General features: G+C 58.1%; 13 protein-coding genes and 1 pseudogene. 11 read left to right on the top strand and 3 right to left on the bottom strand.

Going from position 1 to position 17,288, the window contains the following annotated elements; translation table 11 throughout:
* Positions 1–171: 171 nt before the first annotated feature.
* From D3880_RS10205 to D3880_RS10195, 3 genes and pseudogenes are all read right to left on the bottom strand, one after another.
* A complete protein-coding gene (locus D3880_RS10205; protein ID WP_119893356.1) occupies positions 172–1,596 on the bottom strand; it encodes an HlyD family type I secretion periplasmic adaptor subunit in 1,425 nt (474 codons plus the stop codon).
* Positions 1,593–3,743 carry a type I secretion system permease/ATPase gene (locus tag D3880_RS10200; RefSeq protein ID WP_119893355.1) on the bottom strand — a complete coding sequence of 717 codons (2,151 nt, stop codon included), beginning with the start codon at positions 3,741–3,743 and terminating at the stop codon, positions 1,593–1,595. Before D3880_RS10200 ends, D3880_RS10205 begins: the two co-directional genes overlap by 4 nt.
* A 444-nt stretch (positions 3,744–4,187) precedes the next feature.
* Positions 4,188–4,674: pseudogene (locus D3880_RS10195) on the bottom strand (transposase); the annotation flags it as partial.
* 1,909 nt (positions 4,675–6,583) lie between these two features.
* On the opposite strand from D3880_RS10195, the gene D3880_RS10190 reads away from it, so the two are divergent.
* The 11 genes from D3880_RS10190 (at position 6,584) to D3880_RS10150 (ending at position 17,272) form a co-directional block, all read left to right on the top strand.
* Positions 6,584–6,844, top strand: coding sequence for a hypothetical protein (locus tag D3880_RS10190; protein WP_119893354.1), 261 nt, complete (start codon positions 6,584–6,586; stop codon positions 6,842–6,844).
* 57 nt (positions 6,845–6,901) lie between these two features.
* Positions 6,902–8,908 carry a Mu transposase C-terminal domain-containing protein gene (locus tag D3880_RS10185; protein WP_119893353.1) on the top strand — a complete coding sequence of 669 codons (2,007 nt, stop codon included), beginning with the start codon at positions 6,902–6,904 and terminating at the stop codon, positions 8,906–8,908.
* Positions 8,909–8,930: 22 nt separating this feature from the next.
* A complete protein-coding gene (locus tag D3880_RS10180; RefSeq protein ID WP_119893352.1) occupies positions 8,931–9,644 on the top strand; it encodes an AAA family ATPase in 714 nt (237 codons plus the stop codon).
* A gap of 5 nt (positions 9,645–9,649) precedes the next feature.
* A complete protein-coding gene (locus tag D3880_RS22710) occupies positions 9,650–10,252 on the top strand; it encodes a hypothetical protein (protein ID WP_162934976.1) in 603 nt (200 codons plus the stop codon).
* A gap of 71 nt (positions 10,253–10,323) precedes the next feature.
* On the top strand, positions 10,324–11,508 hold the full coding sequence (locus tag D3880_RS22705; RefSeq protein WP_162934975.1) for a hypothetical protein: 1,185 nt from the start codon (positions 10,324–10,326) through the stop codon (positions 11,506–11,508).
* Between the two features lie 316 nt (positions 11,509–11,824).
* A complete protein-coding gene (locus tag D3880_RS10175; protein WP_162934974.1) occupies positions 11,825–12,346 on the top strand; it encodes a Mor transcription activator family protein in 522 nt (173 codons plus the stop codon).
* Positions 12,346–13,254, top strand: coding sequence for a Mu-like prophage major head subunit gpT family protein (locus tag D3880_RS10170; RefSeq protein ID WP_119893350.1), 909 nt, complete (start codon positions 12,346–12,348; stop codon positions 13,252–13,254). Before D3880_RS10175 ends, D3880_RS10170 begins: the two co-directional genes overlap by 1 nt.
* Positions 13,255–13,328: 74 nt before the next feature.
* Entirely contained in the window at positions 13,329–13,895 is a 567-nt protein-coding gene (locus tag D3880_RS10165; protein WP_119893349.1) for a hypothetical protein, read from the top strand.
* Positions 13,896–13,963: 68 nt separating this feature from the next.
* The gene (locus tag D3880_RS10160) at positions 13,964–14,287 is read left to right on the top strand and encodes a hypothetical protein (RefSeq protein WP_119893348.1); all 324 of its coding nucleotides are present in this window, start codon (positions 13,964–13,966) and stop codon (positions 14,285–14,287) included.
* A 109-nt stretch (positions 14,288–14,396) separates the two neighbouring features.
* Entirely contained in the window at positions 14,397–16,859 is a 2,463-nt protein-coding gene (locus D3880_RS10155) for a tape measure protein (RefSeq protein WP_119893347.1), read from the top strand.
* A gap of 8 nt (positions 16,860–16,867) precedes the next feature.
* On the top strand, positions 16,868–17,272 hold the full coding sequence (locus D3880_RS10150; protein ID WP_119893346.1) for a hypothetical protein: 405 nt from the start codon (positions 16,868–16,870) through the stop codon (positions 17,270–17,272).
* The last annotated feature ends 16 nt before the right edge of the window (positions 17,273–17,288 follow it).

Genomic DNA, 17,288 nt, shown 5'->3' with positions numbered 1-17,288 from the left:
TTATATCCTACCGACACACTCTAACTCATCATTTTGGCGAGGATTTTATTCACCCCATCATCACTGATAAAATTTAAGAGCTTTAATGGCGCCTTGAGCGCTTGCCTGTGGACCGTTTTTTATTTTTCCTTCCGCCAAAAGCAGATATCTACTACATGATTCTTTCAAGGGTCACCGCTCAACCATTCCCTCGCTTGCATATTCCTTAAGTGGGCTTAGGAAGTAATCGATCACCTTGCGTTTATCCGTCTTCACCTCTGCGCGCACCGCCATGCCCGGCGATAGGGCGATTTTCTCGCCGCCCACACGGATACTGTTTTCCTTCAGCTGGATGCGGGTGCTGTACAGCAAACCGCGCTTTTCATCTTCGATGGCGTCATTGGAGATGCTGATGACCGTGCCGTGCACCACACCGTACTTGGTGAAGGTGAAGGTCTCGACCTTGATCTCCACTTCCTGGCCGGGACGCACGAAGCCGATGTCCTTGTTCTCCAGCATGGCCTCCACTTCCACCGGCTGATCGCTGGGCACTATCACCATCAGCGGCTGCGCTTCGGTGACCACGCCGCCGTCGGTGTGGATGGCCAGCTGCTGCACCGTGCCATCCACCGGGGCGGTGAGGCGGGTCAGGCGGTTGCGTTGTTCGGCCTTCTTCAGTTCCTGCGCCAGGGCGGCGGCTTTTTGGTCGGACTCATGCTGCAGGTCGAGCATCGCGCGGCGGGCCTGGGCGAGGATGCTGTTTTGCCGGCGCTCGGCGGCTTTCTTCGTGGCCATCAGCTCCAGTACATGGGCTTGCTGCACCAGGAGTTCGCGCTCCTGGTCCATGCGTGCCTGTTCCTTTTCCAGCCAGGCGTGCTTACCGACTATGGCCTTGTCCAGTAGCCGTTTGTAGTCGGCGGAGAGCTGTCGGGCTATGGGTAAGCTGTCCTTCAGCGAGGCGACGGTGGCTCTGGCGGCCTGGATCTCCGCCGCCTGCTGTTCAATTTCGGCATCAACCTGGTCCAAGCTGCTACGCAGCTCCAGGTATTGGCCCTGCACCCAGCGCTGAGCGGCGTGCTGCTGCTCGGGGCTGGCCTGTGGGATCAAACTGGCCAACGAGGCGGGTTCGCCTTTGTTCTGGATTGCATCCAGCAGTGCATTAGCCCGGGCGCTGTCTACCCGAGCCGCCAGCAGGTCGCTGTTCAGGCGCTCGACATCGGCGCCGGTGATCTGCGCATCCAACTCCACCAGCAGCTCACCGGCTTTGACTTGTTGCCCGTCATAGACATGGATGGCCTTGACCACCGCCACTTCGCTGGGTTGGATGATCTTGCTCTTGCCGTTGGGGACTATCTTGCCACTGGCGGTGGCAACCACATCGATCTCCCCGACACAGGCCCAAAGCAGCGCCAGCGCCGAGAAGGCCATGATCGTCCCGAGGATGTAGCGCGGCGCCGGATGCACCGGCTGCTCTTGCAGCGCTAAGGCCGCCGGGAGGAACTGCACTTCATGGCTCAAGCGTGGTGGGGCGTCCATGGCCTTGCGGTTAGCCCAGGACTGGCGCCAGGCACTGCGATAACGCCGTAGTAGTTCACGACTGGCTGAAGGCTGGCTCATGCGGCACCGCCTTGCTGCAAGCGATGCAGCCGCGAGTAATGCCCAGCTTGGTGGGTTAGCAACTCGGCATGCGTGCCTTGCTCGACGATCTGGCCACGGTCCATCACCACGATGCGATTGGCATCGCGCACGGCGGACAGGCGGTGGGCGATGATGATCACCGTGCGGCCTTGGCAGATGGTCTGCATGTTCTGCTGGATGATCCGTTCCGACTCATAATCCAGCGCACTGGTGGCTTCGTCGAAGATCAGGATGCGTGGGTTGCCGATCAGCGCACGGGCGATGGCCACCCGCTGACGTTGCCCGCCCGACAACGAGGCGCCGTGCTCGCCGACCAGGGTGTCGTAGCCTTCTGGCAGCTCGAGAATGAACTCATGGGCGCCGGCCATCTTGGCCGCCTGGATTACCGTCTCGATTGGCGCACCCGGATCGGTCAGGGCGATGTTCTCGCGGATGCTGCGGTGGAACAGCATGTTGTCCTGCAACACCACGCCGATCTGCCGGCGCAGCGAAGACACATCGGCCAAGGCCAGGTCCATGCCGTCCACCAGTACCCGCCCCCGTTCGGGGGTGTACAGGCGTTGCAGCAATCGGGTCAGGGTGCTTTTGCCGGAGCCGGAGCGGCCGACGATGCCGATCACCTCCCCGGCCTGGATGGTCAGGCTGATACTGCGCAGCACCTCGGAGCCATCCGGGCGGTAGCGAAACTGCACCTGATCGAACTCGATCTGACCTTTGAGCGGTGGCAGAGCGCTGCGGGTGGCTTGCGACAGCTCGGTACGGGTGTTGAGGATGTCGCCCAGACGCTGCACGGAAACGCCGGTTTGCTGGAAGTTGCTCCATAGCTGAGCCAACCGCATGATCGGCTGTGACACCCGCCCGGCGAGCATATTGAACGCGATCAACTGGCCGACGGACAGCTGCCCCTCCATCACCAGCCGCGCCCCCAGCCAGAGGGTGGCGACCGTAACCAGCTTGCCGACCAGCGAGACCGCTTCGTTGGCGATTGACGACAAGTTCTGCGTCTTGAAACCGGCGGCCACGTAGCCGGCCAGTTGGTTGTCCCACTTGCGGGTGATCTGCGGTTCCACCGCCATGGCTTTGAGGGTATCGATACCGTTGACCGTTTCCACCAGGAAGGCCTGGTTTTCCGCGCCGCGGCTGAAGCTTTCATTCAGGCGCGCGCGCAGCGCCGGGGTGACCAGCAGTGAGATCAGGAAGTACAGCGGCAGCGACAGCACCACTACCAGGGTCAGCCAGCCGCTGTAATAGAACATCACGGCAATAAACACCACCGAGAACAGTACATCCAGCAACAGGGTGATGGCGTTACCGGTAAGGAAGCTGCGGATGTTTTCCAGTTCGCGCACTCGCGCCACCGAGTCGCCGACCCGCCGCGCCTGGAAGTACGCCAGCGGCAAGGTCACCAGATGGCGGAACAAGCGTGAACCCAACTCGACATCGATGCGGCTGGCGGTGTGGGCAAACACATAGGTACGCAGGCCGCTGAGGGCGCTCTCGAACAGCATGATGCCGAGCAGGCCGACGGCGATCACGTCCAGGGTGGTGAGGCCGCGATGGACCAGCACCTTGTCCATCACCACCTGGAAAAATAGCGGCGTCAGCAGCGCAAAGATCTGCAGCACGAAGGACACCAGCAGCACTTCGCCGAGCAACTTACGGTATTTGACGATAGCGGGGATGAACCAGGTGAAGTCGAACTTGCTCAGCTCGCCGGCGAGGCTGGCTTCGGAGCGGATCAAGATCAGCTCACCGGTCCAGCGCGCGTGCAGTTCCTCGAGACTCAAGACTTCTGGACGCTGAGCCAGTGGGTCGTGGATCAGGGCTTTGCCGTCATCCAGGCGGGCAATGATGAAAAAGCGCCCGTCTTGGCTGGCGGCGATGGCGGGCAGTGGAGTGTAGGCCAGCCGCTCAACCTTGCTGCGCACGAACTTGGCTTTTAAACCGAGCTGCTTCGCGGCCAGGAGCAATTCCGGCTTGGCAAACTGCCGACCGTCTTCGACATACTCGTGGGCGAGTTGCTCAGGAGAGGCGGCCACATTGTGAAACCGCGCGAGCATGACCAAACAGGCAAGGCCGGTATCGGCCTCAGCTTGAACAGCCGGTCCTTGGTGTTCGTCTGACATCTGCATTCCTTGGCACAGACTTAACCCACGCTGAGGCAGGCGTTTTAATTGCCGGATAAACAAGAACGACAGGTATCTACAATCTTTGCTGATCGCTCTTCCTCATCCGGCGCGCAAAACTAGAGGCTTTCATTTGCGTAGGCAATATGCCATCACAAAGGATCTCTTCCCTTCTGCTGGGAATGATAAGAGCATCACGGATGCAAGCCTGGATGGCGGTCAGATGACCGTGCAAATGAGCAAAAGGGCCGCGATCCCCAGGGGGCGCACGAACGTCGCCTTAACGGAAACCGGACTGTAACAATTGCTGGCAGCCAGCCTCTGCCGAAATCTTGACGCCTGAAAAGCAGCTTATGAGCAATGCCCATGACGCAACCAACTAGGCGCCAAGAAGCGAGCCTCAGATCCGAGGGTGTGCAGAATTTTGTGTAACCGGGGCTGGGGTTACTGCTGTGGCAACCTATCTTCGTAGCTGATCGTAAAGCGGGTCAGGGCCGCTTTCCAGTCACGGATTGACATCCGTCCATTTCTTGCTGATGTTACGTAGGGCCAAGTAGAAGAGTTTCAGCAGCGCTTCGTCGCCGGGGAACGAGCCGCGGTTCGTGGTGATCTTGCGCAGGCTTATGTTCACCGATTCGATGGCACTGGTGGTGTAGATCACCTTGCGGATTTCCGACGGGAAGTCGAAGAACGGCGTGATCCGTACCCAGTTGCGCCGCCAGGACTGGCCAATCGGCAGGTAGTCGTCCCACTTGGCCTCGAACTCGCCGTGGCGCAGTTCCGCCTCGTCCGCCGTGCTGGACTGGTAAATCCGCTTGAGGTCGGCGGCGACTTCGGCGCGGCGCTTCCAGGACACGTAGCTCAGGCTGTGCCGCACCATGTGCACGATTTACAGCTGCACGCTGGTGCGCGGGGACACCACCTCGATTGCAAGACATTGTGACCACTGCCAGAGCGGCAAGCCTGGACGGGGTAAGTCGTGAGTCACCACCCGTCACAAAGACCGCGACAGCTTGCAGGCAAACCCTCCTAGATCGGCCCACTGGCTTCCCACCGTGGCGAGCAACCCGCCCGCGCTTAGGCACCCTGCCCCACCTCAATGCCTAGCGCTTGGTGGGGCAATTTTTTCGGTGGAGCAAAAAGTGGGGCAAAATTGCAGCCCAGCATAAAACACCTGTGAGGAGGTGGCAGCTTTGGCACAGGGCCGGGAGTGAGTCGGAAGAAGCCGGGTATAGCCGGGCAATAGCGCCCGGCCAGGCGTGGCGCGGGGTTCAGCGAGGCACCTACCGCCAGGGCAGTGCCAAACCCAAAAATCAGTGCCAAAACTCGAAAACACCAAAAAGTCAGGATTTCGCAAATCCTTTGGCACTGCGTCCTGAGCTGCTGAAAAGCCTGAAAGCACCATGCGGATTGCCCTGCCTGCGTCCCGCTCCTTTCAAGGTCAGTCACAGAACTTGAAAGGAAGATTGACCGAACTTTCATGCTTTCAAGTTCGGTCAAAGATCCCTCAACCTACTGTATTTAAAGGTTTATCTTCCTGCAGGCATTGAAAACATTGACCGCCAACCTTGACCGAACTTGAAACCGGCGAGCCTTCAAATCACAGCCTCCTAGCTTCTCAATCGCCCTGACTCAGGCTCCCCCTCAATTGCCAGTGAGCATCCATTTCCAAGCCTCGGAATTGGACGTTCTTACGAATGTGCGTCCGAATCATCTGATTGCTCATAACGTACTGATTTAAACCATATTTATATGGATTAACACGGGTTCGCGTAGGGCTATAAGCGTAGAAGAATCGGACGCTGCCAGCCCCCGCATTACATCCCTTTAATCAACTATAGGCCCAGCACTACTTGTTTCTATTCCCCACGCTGCAATAGCAACTGCGCAGCAGTCTGGTTTCCTTGCTTTCCATTCTCTAAAACCACCACCCTCAGCGGGCTTCCTGCGCTCACCAGCCCCAAAGCGCTAGCTGTGAAAAGAAAGCCTAGCCAGTTGATCAACTTCCGATTGATACCCGCGCAATCGGCCCTGCCCAAACTTTCAGTTCCGACAGGGCCGATCCCCCAAACAACGGGCGCTCTGGAGGTTTTGGCTTCGGCCCACCAGCCAAATCAAGCGGAACTCACCTGCACGCCAAGACATCAGTTTCTAAGAACTGCGACAGCCCATAGATCAAGGCAAAAAGCGGCCCTTCAGCATTCAATGCTGAGCCCCTGAATTGAATGCACCCACACCGCGACATTCAACTCGTTCAAATCCTTCCAACCAACTGATTCACATGCGGTTTTCATGGGATACAGCAGGATTTTCAGTGGAGGGAATTGAATGTCTGGAAGACCCGTCAAGCATCCCTTTTCTACACGTGCTTTCTATCCGGTTGAGGCCGTTAGCTCTTGCCTTGTGCCAAACAACCCACTAAGGTTTGGCCGTCGCTGCAAATTCAGCGACCGGGTTTGACGGCCCGAACATCTCTAGGCGCACAGGCGCCGACCATCTCATTGCAGGCGCTTTTTTGTGTCTGCCGTTTCGAGTTATGGCGGCTGTGCGTGGGGCACCTTCGGGTGCGCCGGGTGCCTAGAGTCCCGGTCCGTCAACCCGCGCACAGCTGCCACCATTATCGTTTGACGGCGATTCGTGGCAGCTCCTCAACTCTAGGAGCACCACTTACATGCACCACCCGTACGCCAGCAACCCATCCGCAACAAGCACCCACGCTGCTGCCTTTCGGGCCATCGCAGTTGCCGCCCTACGTGCGGACTCGTCCCTTTCCGTTCGCTTGGCTCGCTACAACGCGGCCATGGCCAAAGCCCGCGCGTTGGACGTTCAGGAGGTGGCCCATGGCTAATTTCACACCTCTTGAATCCGGCTCCCAGGGCGGAACCAAGCCTGTGCTTTTCATCGACGGTAGCGCTGCACAGCGTGAGCTGATGGACGCAGCCGAATGGCGGCTTGGCGCTGTACAGGAGCTGCTGAGCGTTCTCAGCATCTGTTCGACCGAGGACGGTGGCCGCCGAGACGTTGCGCAGGTGTCCCGCGCACTACTCCTCCTGGTTGACGACGCCGAAGCTCTGTTCAGCGCCGCCCGCCAAGCCGCTTGATCGCCCATGCCGGCCTGGCCATTCGGTCGGTCCGGCAGACACGTACAAGAGGTGCCTATGAACAGTTGGTACACCGCCCAGGAACTCGCCGGCCTGCCAGGCCTGCCCACTACTCCCCGTGCTATCCGCAGCCTCGCACAGCGCACCGGTTGGAGCAGCCAACGGCGGATCGGCAGCAAGGCCAGCGAATACGCCTTTGCCTCACTGCCTGCCGAAACGCAGCAGTCCCTGCTATCCAAAACCGTGGGCGCCGCCAACTCGCCGGAAGTTATCGAGCGTGATGCTAATTTCTCGTCACGCCTAAACGATACGCAACGTTCCATCATGATCGCTCGCCTTGCGTTCATCCGTGAGGTCGAGCATCTGAGCAAGGTCACGTCACAACGACGCGCCATCGCTACCTTGCTTGAGCAGATACATACCGGAGAACTCTCCCTCTACCTGGCCGAACGCCTGGAACGTGCTAACGACCGCAAAACCAGCGACCGCAACCTATCCGAACGCACACTCAAACGCTGGCTTGCCGACTACAAACAGCATGGCGAGGCAGGCTTGGCGCCGGCCCGGCGTAAAGCAGAGGTAAATGTGCCGGAATGGGCTGCGGACTTTCTGCGCTGTTATCAGCGCCCGACAAAGCCCAGCGTCGAGGCCAGCTATGCAGAGTTCGCAGGCAAGCACTCTGGCGAGCGCCCAAGCATTCACCAGGTGCGCCGCTTCCTTAATAAGCTGAGCGTCGATGCCCGCGAGCTTGGCCGCTGCAGTACCCAGGAAGCCAAAGCGCATAAACCATTTAACCGGCGCAACACGCTGAATATGCTGCCTGGCGAGGTATATACCGCCGACGGCCATACCTTTGATGCCGAGGTGCTGAACCCTCGCACCGGTAAACCTTACCGTCCGGAAATCACCACGGTTATCGACGTCGCCACGCGCCGCGCCCTCGGTTTTTCGGTCGGTGAAGCCGAGTCGCATATTGTCGTGCTCGACGCTCTGCGTGATGCCGTGCAGCGCGGCGGCATGTTCGTGATGTTCTACGTCGACAACGGCCCTGGCTACAAAAGCGGCACCGTCCGGGAAGTCGTGGAGCGCCTGGGCGGCAGCATGGTCCACGCTCTGCCCTACAACAGCCAAGCACGCGGGCTGATTGAGCGTGCTCACCAAACCATATGGGTGAACGCGGCCAAGAAACTCCCCAGTTACCTGGGCGCCGATATGGATCGGCATGCAGGCCACAAGGTGCACAAGATCACCCGCCGGCAACTGCGAGACTTCGGCAGCACAAGCCTGATGCCCACCTTCGACGAGTTCAGGGCCGGCGCCGAAGCGGAGATAGAAGCCTACAACCGTAAGCCACACCGGGGCTTGCCCAAGATACGCGACCCACAGACTTTCCAGCGCCGGCACATGACCCCGCTGGAAGCCTGGGACGTCGCCATTGCCAAGGGCTGGGAACCACTCAAGGCGCCACCCGAAGTGGTGCATGACCTGTTTCGCCCTCAAATCGTCCGCAAGACCATGCGTGGTGAAATCGCCTGGGCTGGCGAGCGCTATGCACTGGACGCCCTTGCTGACCTACACGGTAAGCAGGTGTGGGTTGCATATGACGTCCGTGACGCCTCTCGGGTATGGGTACGTACCATGAGTGGTGAGCTGATAGGCGAAGCCAGGTTGAACGGTAACGCCAGCGACTACATAGCCCCCTCAATAGTCGAGCAGGGCTATGCCAAACAGGCCAAGGGCCAGTTCAAGAAGACCGTGGCCAAGCTGGAGAACCTGACCGGCCAACGCGTGGAACTGGTTTCCGAGCCTGTCATTGACTACAGCCAGGAGGAGTTGGCTGCCGCACGTCAACATGCCGCACGCCTTGCAGCACCTACGCCTGATCCCTTCAAGGTGCCGGGTGACGCTATGTCTCGCTATCGACTCTGGCAACGCCTCGATGCTCGCCTACAGGCCGGCGAAGTCATTACGGATGAAGAAGCGCTATGGCATCAGCGATACCCCAAACACCCCGACTTTCAAGCTATCCGGCGTGTCTTCGAGCACACCATGCCAGCCCGTTGAGCAGGCCGAAACGGAGAAAACAATGAACGGATCGAAGATCGTACCTTTGACCAATGTGGGGCTGCTGGCCAGTGCCATAGAGCGTGCGCAAAACCGTCCTGACAATCTACCTGGGCTGGTGGTGATGTACGGTGCAAGCGGTCTTGGCAAGACCGTGGGCGCGACCTTTGCCGCCAACATCTATCGCGGCTACTACGTCGAATGCCGAGACACTTGGACGAAAAAGGCTTTCCTCGCCGCGATTCTTAAAGAAATGGCCATCTTCCCTCATCGTACGATGTCGGAGATGGTTGACCAGATAGCAGATCAGCTATCACACAGCGCCCGCCCACTGATCGTGGATGACGCTCAGTACCTGCTGGACAAAGCCGCAGCCAACGTACTGACCGACATCTATAACGCAAGCCACGGCACCCTTGTACTTATTGGAGAAGAGCGGGTCCCCAACTCACTGGCGAAACTGGAGCGCTTACACAATCGCGTGCTTGAGTGGGTACCCGCCTTGCCAGCAACCGTCGAGGACATACGCATACTCGCCGACAGCAGTTACCCGAAACTGTATATAGATGACGACTTACTTGAGGACTTACTGCGGGCTGTCCGTGGCTGCTTGCGGCGGATTGTCGTCAACCTGTACCACGTCTACTCCGAGGCATCTGCAATGTGCCTGGACAGCATCAACCTAGAGCAATGGGGTGAGCGCAGGTGGTTCACTGGCGAGCCACCACGGCGATGAGTCACATGCGGAACAACGGCCGAAAACCCGCCCACCTGTGCATGCTAGATGGCAAAGACAACCGTCAAAGAATCTGGGATGTGTTGCGACAATACCCGGCCGGAATCAGCGGCTACGCCATTAGCCGGCGCACGAACATCGCCGATGAGACGGTAAAAACCTACATCAGTTGCCTGCGCAAAGGAGGCTTTCTGGAGCGCTGTGGCGGCGTTGGTGAACTGGCGGCGTTCCGACTTGTAAGGGACACCGGAGCCGAAGCCCCTCGCCTTCGCCTAGACGGAACACCCAGCTTGCAAGGCCGTGGCACAGAAGCCATGTGGCGAACGCTGCGCATACTGGACAGCGTCAATGCTTCAGAGTTGGCCACCAATGCCAGCGCTGCCTCAGCCACCAGCCTGGCCACCGCCAAGAACTATCTCAAGTGGCTGAATTGGGGTGGATACCTCGACCTGGTAACACCGTCACAACCCGGTAGACAGGCTAGATACCGACTTAAACGCAGTATGTACACCGGGCCACAAGCACCGATGATTCAGCGCAGCGCTCAACTGTATGACCCGAACGTGGGTAAGGTTGTTTTCGTCCTCAGGCCTCCTCATGACAAATAGTCGCCTTGCAGATACATGAGGTACTTGGCAGGCTGGCTGACAACCCTAAGCACCAAGCCAAGGACGACCTCATGTCTGAAAAGCTGCCTGTCGATGTTCTGGAGAGGCTGATTGAGCTCCTGAAGGAAGAGCCCACGCCACCAGCTGAGAGAAATTTCTTAACACCCCAAGAACAGCAGTTTATCAAGTCCAGCGCCATATACTTGAGCGACCTTGAGGACTACATATCCTCATCTGAGCGTCGAGGCTCATACCGCTTAAGTTTCTTGATTAAAGAACTCGCCGCATATAACAGCATTCCTTTGCGTTACCTCTACCACAAGCCCCGTTTTGCCTATAGCTCTTCTGTCGGCCATCCTGGCATCGAAGCCTTTGACGCAGCAGCCCTATTAATCCACCTAGAAGACCTTGGAATTGATCTAAACCCGGCACCCATCATTCAGCGACTTGCAAAAAAGCTAAAGAACAAGACCACACTAACCGAAAGCGAGCTTAGCGTTTGGAATCATGAAAAACTAAGACACCGCTCCCGGATAACTATTAAATCAGACCTAGATATCATGCATGGATTCTGGGAGGAAGAGCGCTTCAAAAGCGCCACCGGATACCGATATAAAGTAATCATGGTGAAAGAAAAGGCATATCGACTGGAGGTAACCGGCCCCAAACATCGCAACCTAAAACCGCGCCAGAATATAACCTGCGACTATTGCGGAATTTGCTATCAAAAAGGAGACCTCGAATCCAGCCTGACCCATCGCTCAGAGCACAGCAGGTTAAAACGAATTCTTGAACCAAAACCGAAGCGCCAGTTCGCGGAGCGCCTTCTACGCCACAAGGAGCCAGAGCTAGTTAACGGGAATTCACCTCTATGGATGCATCAGGCGGTTCGCGAAAGAGCTGCACAGTTCAGGAGAATGTTCCACTACGACTTCCTCCAGTGGAATGGCAGCAGCGCACAAAAGGCCACATCAAACGCCCACGGTTACCTGTTCGCTGATCACAATGGCATCTTTCCCCCCGGAACCATTGTAGGGGCCTGCGCATTTATGCAGCGCAAGGGAAAATGGTCTCTAGCCTGGATATGGGTAATACCAAGCATGCGGCGACATGGCGTCCTGCTAAGTCGGTGGCCGACCTTCCTAGAGCGTTATGGCGACTTCGATATAGAGCACCCACTATCCGACGCCATGGAGATTTTTGTTCGCCAGCATGGTACGGATCAACAACGCTCCCACCTCTCTCAACCCGCCTGAACTCACCCTGAGCAACTATCTAAGCTCAAACGCACAGAACGCCCTGTAACGGGCGTTCGATCTAAAGCGCTCCCCTTGCCCTACCTTTATGCAATCTGCTGTTTCTTCGCAAATCTAACGCGGGTCTAACGCGCCTGACGGGCAATTCCGGCAGTCCATCGGACTACTGCAAAGCTATTTCCCCTTCAGCACCACCATTTCCTTCATGCACACCATCCAAATTCGGCCCCTGTTCCTACTGACGTCCATCCTCTAATGATGGGCGTCAGTAAATGGCTCCAATGGCATCACTCATTGGACAGCCGGAAAACACCACGTGACCAATATATGCACTCAAGTACAGCCACCTAAGCCGCTATGTTTGCCGAGCAACCTTGAATTGGTAGCCCATCTACTGCCTGAAATGGTGCAGAACTTGGCTAGCCGGATGGGGATATACGGAGCGTTCACCATCGCAAAAGCCATGGGCGGCACGAGCACATATATTCCTAAAGGTGAAATTTGCGAGGCTGGGAAAAATTTAATCGAAAAAATTGGAAGTAAGCAGTTAGTTCAAGGATTGATTAAATATTACGGCGGGGAAGTTCTCTATATACCGAGCTGCTCCGCAGTTGAGCGCGCCTTACGCAACATTGAAATTCATCATGCGGCTGAGGCTGGCATATCTGCAGGTCGGAGCATGAACAAAATTGTTAATGACCTTGCAACTTTATATCAACTCAGCGACCGCCATATCTGGATCATCCTAAAGAGACCACCCGCGACATCTCGACACTCGCCAGCAGGCAACGCCAACTCATTGCATGCCCACCTTAAAACCACCCCGGAGATTCACTAATGGCAGTTGTAACCCCAGGCCTATTGCAGGCGCTTTTCGTCGGACTCCACTCTGACTACAAGCGCGGGCTCGAAAACGCACCAAGCCAATGGCAAGAAGTAGCAACCCTGATCCCCAGCGCAGCAGCCAGTAACGTCTATAGCTGGCTCGGTCAATTCCCACGACTTCGCGAATGGCTTGGCCCTCGTGTATTGAAAGACATGCAGCTTCATAGCTATTCAATCGACAACAAACTGTTCGAAGCGACAGTAGGTATACCTCGCACCACTGTTGAAGACGACAGTGCTGGGGTTTACCGCCCGATGTTTGAAGAGATGGGCCGAGCTACGGGTACTCATCCTGATGAGCTGATTTTTGACCTGCTGGCCGCTGGCTTTTCGACTGCCTGTTATGACGGGAAAAACTTCTTCGATGTGGAGCACCCGGTATACCCGAACGTCGACGGCACTGGCGTTGCTGAAGCGGTTAGCAATATGGATGTACCGGCCACTAATGCCGGCCCGACGTGGTATCTGCTGGATACGTCTCGGTCGATCAAACCGCTTATCTTTCAGGAGCGCACAAAGGCTGAGCTGGTCAGCAAAACAGACCCTACCAACAGCGACCACGTGTTTAACCATGATGAATACGTGCACGGCGTGCGCTATCGCTGCAATGCCGGCTTTGGTTTCTGGCAGATGGCCTATGCCTCGAAACAGCCCCTGGACGCGATCCATTACGGAGCTGCTCGTGCAGCGATGCGGGGCATGAAAGCCGATGGTGGCCGGCCGCTGGCCATCACCCCAAATATTCTGGTCGTACCCCCTGGCCTCGAAGGGCAAGCGCTCAAGCTACTGGCCAAAGATGAGAGCGGCGGCAACCCCTGGGCGAATAGCGCCAAGGTTCTTGTTTGCCCTTGGCTTACCTAACCACTTCGCAAATGGCACGGCGGCTCACGCTAAATGAGCCGCTCCAACCAGGCATCCTCTGAAAGGTACACACAATGACAAACAACGCTCACAAGGCTGATGGATACGAGGCAACGATTGCGGCCGTAAAAGAACAGCGCGACATCCTCAGCAAGCTGAAAGTCGAACTGGATTCGAAAATCTCGGCAGCAATGAGTCGTGTCAACGGGACGCTGTACGGCCCGATTTCCTTGACGGATTACGCCGCCTATCTGCGCCGAGCAATTGACCAGCGCGGGGAAGGTTTTGCCAGCCGCTGGAGCTTACGTGAAACCCCGGCCACCCATGGACAGGCCAGACCTCACAGTCAGATCGAGTGGCAGAAAATAGACTCGGGATCGGTTGACGTATTGGCAGGCGCGTTAGGTGCTGCCGTAAGCGGTGCCGAGCTGTGCTTCTACTTTCCAGAGGCTATCCATGCTCGCTTGCTTGAGGCGTTGCATGCCCGCTACGGCGAAGACTGGGGCAATAGCGACAACCCGCCAGCCGAAGCGCGTCGGCAGTTGGCCAATGAAGCCGACCGCGACCTTAAGGCGCTACAGGCGCAGCTGGCAGATGTCGAAGCCAAGATTCTCTCCCTCAATCGCGCCATCAGCGACTAGCACTCAGGCCTTTTGCTACCCACGCGCTGCGTCAACTCACTCATCGCAGCGCACCAGGAGAAAAAACAGTGACTCAACATACAACCAACAGCCGCGAGCTGGTCTTTGGCGATATCCGCATCACCGTCCGCGAAATGACCGTGATGCAGGTGCGCACCTGGCTCTCCGGCGAGTTCAGCGAAGAGGGCTTGATTGATGTGGCTTTCTTCAATGACTGCGCGTTCAGCGACCTGAAGCGCATGAGCAGCCTGGCCGACGAGCAGATCGACGCCCTACGGCCCACCCAACTGCGCGAAGTGATCCAGGTATGCAAGGAGCTGAATCCGGATTTTTTCGACTTCCTCCGTCGCGTCAAGGTCATGAGCGGCCACGACGGAAACGCCAAGGTCTGAGCGAGTTTGATAAGTGTGTACATGCCCTGGTGCGCCTTGGGCATGTACACACTCCGTACTATCCCTGGTCTTTTTTCCTGGCCGCATTAAAGGCTGCTGAGGCAACGCAATGACAGACGTCCGGCTTTCCATTTCCCTTGATGCCGAGCAGGCCAAACGGGCAGCTCAGGGCTTTCGTGGCGACTTCAAGGCGCTGGTCGAACAGTTGAGGAAGCCCCTCGGCCAAGCGTCCACCCTGCAACAGGTGCAAGGCGAAACGCTGGCCGCAGCACAGGCAACCCGGAATCTAGACGGTGCCGCAGCTCGACAGCAGATCGCCCTGGCCGCCTTGGCAGCACAGCAGCTCAGGACCAGCACCGCATCGCGCCAGTTGGCCGCAGAGCAACGCCAGTTGCGCACTGAGGCCGTCCAGACGACTCAGGCGGTCGGTCGCCAGGCGCAGATCGCTGGGGCGCAAGCTGCCTTGGCGAATCGCATCGGTTCAGGAGTTGGCAGCGCCATCGGTGCATATGCCGGCGTGCAATCCATTGCGGCCATCGCCCGCGCTGCCGATGCTTACACCCTGATGAATGCCCGGCTGAAGCTGGCCACCAGTTCGCAGGAAGAATTCAACACCGCTCAAGCCGAACTGGCCCGCATTGCCACGGCCACCCAGTCGCCACTGGCATCGCTTTACACCCTCTATGGCCGGATCAGCCGCCCACTCAAGGAGGCTGGCCGCTCTCAGGCGGACATCATCAAGCTGACCGAGTCGGTGGCAACAGCTTTTCGGGTATCGGGCGCAAGCGCTCAGGAGGCCGAGAACGGCGTTATCCAGTTCGCCCAGGCACTCGGGGCCGGCGCACTGCGAGGCGATGAGTTCAACTCCGTGGCAGAACAGGCGCCGCGGCTCATGCAAGCCTTGGCAGCAGGCATCGGTGTCCCGGTTGCAGCCCTGAAAGAAATGGCCGCGCAAGGCCTGCTGACAGCGGGCGTTGTCACCGACGCACTGACCAGCCAGCTCGAAACCTTGCGCACTGAGGCGGCCAGCTTGCCGGAGACGGTAGGCGGCGCCATGACAGCCTTGTCGGACTCGATAAACGGGGCCGTTGGAAAGACCAACCTTCAGCCACTGATCGACTCGCTGAACGCCCTACGCCAGCAGGTCGAAGACCCAGCCACAGCTGAAGGAATCGGCCAGGTGACTTCCGCCATCGTGCGTCTTGGGTCGGTCGCCCTTGGCGCCATATCCGACCTCGGCTCACTGGGAAATCAGATTGCGGTTTGGGCCGCTCAGGCGGCCGGCAGCATCACGCGTATCGACGAGATCGACAACGAGATCAAGGCCATCGAAAAGACCCTCAATGGCTGGAGCGTCGGCGATATTCTCGTCGACATGCTCTACTCGGACGACGAGCTGAAAAACAAGCTGGATGCGCTCAAGAAGGAGCGAGTGCAGTTGGTCGAACAGCAGAGCGGCATGAATGCCGAGATGAAGGCGCTTGCCGATGCTGCTCACGCTGCCGCCGAGGAAGCTCGGCAAAAAGAAGTGAATGCCCAGACCCAATACATTGGTGAACTGAAGTCGCTGCAAGATCGGCAATTGAAAGATGCCGAAACGGCGATCAAAGCCCTTCAGGCCGCCGAGAAAAAGGCGCTCGCCGACAGCAAGAAGGTCAAGGATGAGCGCCTTGCTATCGAGCAGAAATACGCACAAACGATTGCCCAGCTGAACCTGCCAAGTACCAGCCAAGAACCCAGCTATGCGAGCGCCAACGCGCTCAAGGTCGGCGCTAAGGAGGCCTTACGCAAGGGAGATTTCGAGACGGCTCAGCGCCAGGCCGAAGCAGCGCGGCAGATGCTGCTCGACCTTCAGGCCGCCGGTGAAAACACCTATGGCCTCAGCGGCTTCGCCAAGGAGCTGCAGGACATCGAGCTGGCGGCCAACGACCTAGAGCAGACCGAGGCCGACAACAAGCTGGCTGTCATCGCCATGAACATCGCCTTACTCAAAGCCCAGGCCGACGAACTGAAGGAGGTGAAGATTACCCCGACCATGGACGAGGAAGCGGTAGGCGCGCTTGTCTCTCAGATGCAGGCCCTGGCAGCCAATCTCGGCCAGACGCTGACCATCCCGGTGCGTATGGTGCCCTACAACGTCGAAGGCACCGATGCGATGAACGCCATGGCCCTGCAAACCCCGCAGGTCAACTATCCGGGCTATGCCATCGGTGGCCTCATCCAAGGCCCTGGCTCAGGCACCAGCGACTCCATCCTGGCGCGGCTTTCCAACGGCGAGTTCGTGATGCGCGCAGCGGCTGTGCAGCACTACGGGCCGGAGCTGCTGCAACAGTTCAACAGCCTGCGTCTGCCAAAGTTCGCGGCGGGTGGGTTCGTGGGTAATCGACTCACCCCCAGCATTCCCGCAGCAGACGGCGTGCTCAATGCCGCAATGCACGACACCCCTAAATCACTCGGCACGGTGAACCTGACCATCGACGGGAACCGCCTACCGCCACTCAAGGCCGAACAGGAGTCCTTCGCAGATGTACTGCGCATGGCTCGTCTCAAGCACGGCAAAACTCGCCTCTAGGAGGAAGCATGACCAGCATCGCCAAAGATCGTCCCTTTGAAAGATGGGCACCAGACATCATCCCAATCCCCCTGGCCGCAGGTGCTCACGTGTTCTACGGAACCATAGTGGCAGTCGACAGCGAAGGTTTCGGCGTCTCCGGCATGGAATCCCCCGACCTGACCTATGCAGGCGCTGCGAGGGCTACCGTGGACAACAGCGGCGGCGAAGACGGCGAGTTGGTGGTCCAAGTCCAGCGGCCGACCAGCTACGCGCTCAAATGGGTCAATGACGGCACCATCACCCAAGCACATCTGCTCGCGACGGCCTACATCTTGGACAACCAGACCGTCACGTCGACAGACGGCGGCGGCACCCGCTCCCCCATGGGACAGATCGTCCGGATCGAGCATGATGGGGTATGGGTTCAATGATCACTAGCGGCTGCGC

This window comes from Pseudomonas cavernae, from assembly GCF_003595175.1.
Taxonomy (GTDB): Bacteria; Pseudomonadota; Gammaproteobacteria; order Pseudomonadales; family Pseudomonadaceae; genus Aquipseudomonas; species Aquipseudomonas cavernae.
Note: the sequence above shows the minus strand (reverse complement) of the source record. Positions and strands in the feature narration are given on the sequence as shown.

Coding starts and splice junctions, on each gene's coding strand:
- D3880_RS10205 (WP_119893356.1), bottom strand. CDS start 1,596: ATGAGCCAGCCTTCAGCCAGTCGTGAACTACTACGGCGTTATCGCAGT.
- D3880_RS10200 (WP_119893355.1), bottom strand. CDS start 3,743: ATGTCAGACGAACACCAAGGACCGGCTGTTCAAGCTGAGGCCGATACC.
- D3880_RS10190 (WP_119893354.1), top strand. CDS start 6,584: ATGGCTAATTTCACACCTCTTGAATCCGGCTCCCAGGGCGGAACCAAG.
- D3880_RS10185 (WP_119893353.1), top strand. CDS start 6,902: ATGAACAGTTGGTACACCGCCCAGGAACTCGCCGGCCTGCCAGGCCTG.
- D3880_RS10180 (WP_119893352.1), top strand. CDS start 8,931: ATGAACGGATCGAAGATCGTACCTTTGACCAATGTGGGGCTGCTGGCC.
- D3880_RS22710 (WP_162934976.1), top strand. CDS start 9,650: ATGCGGAACAACGGCCGAAAACCCGCCCACCTGTGCATGCTAGATGGC.
- D3880_RS22705 (WP_162934975.1), top strand. CDS start 10,324: ATGTCTGAAAAGCTGCCTGTCGATGTTCTGGAGAGGCTGATTGAGCTC.
- D3880_RS10170 (WP_119893350.1), top strand. CDS start 12,346: ATGGCAGTTGTAACCCCAGGCCTATTGCAGGCGCTTTTCGTCGGACTC.
- D3880_RS10165 (WP_119893349.1), top strand. CDS start 13,329: ATGACAAACAACGCTCACAAGGCTGATGGATACGAGGCAACGATTGCG.
- D3880_RS10155 (WP_119893347.1), top strand. CDS start 14,397: ATGACAGACGTCCGGCTTTCCATTTCCCTTGATGCCGAGCAGGCCAAA.
- D3880_RS10150 (WP_119893346.1), top strand. CDS start 16,868: ATGACCAGCATCGCCAAAGATCGTCCCTTTGAAAGATGGGCACCAGAC.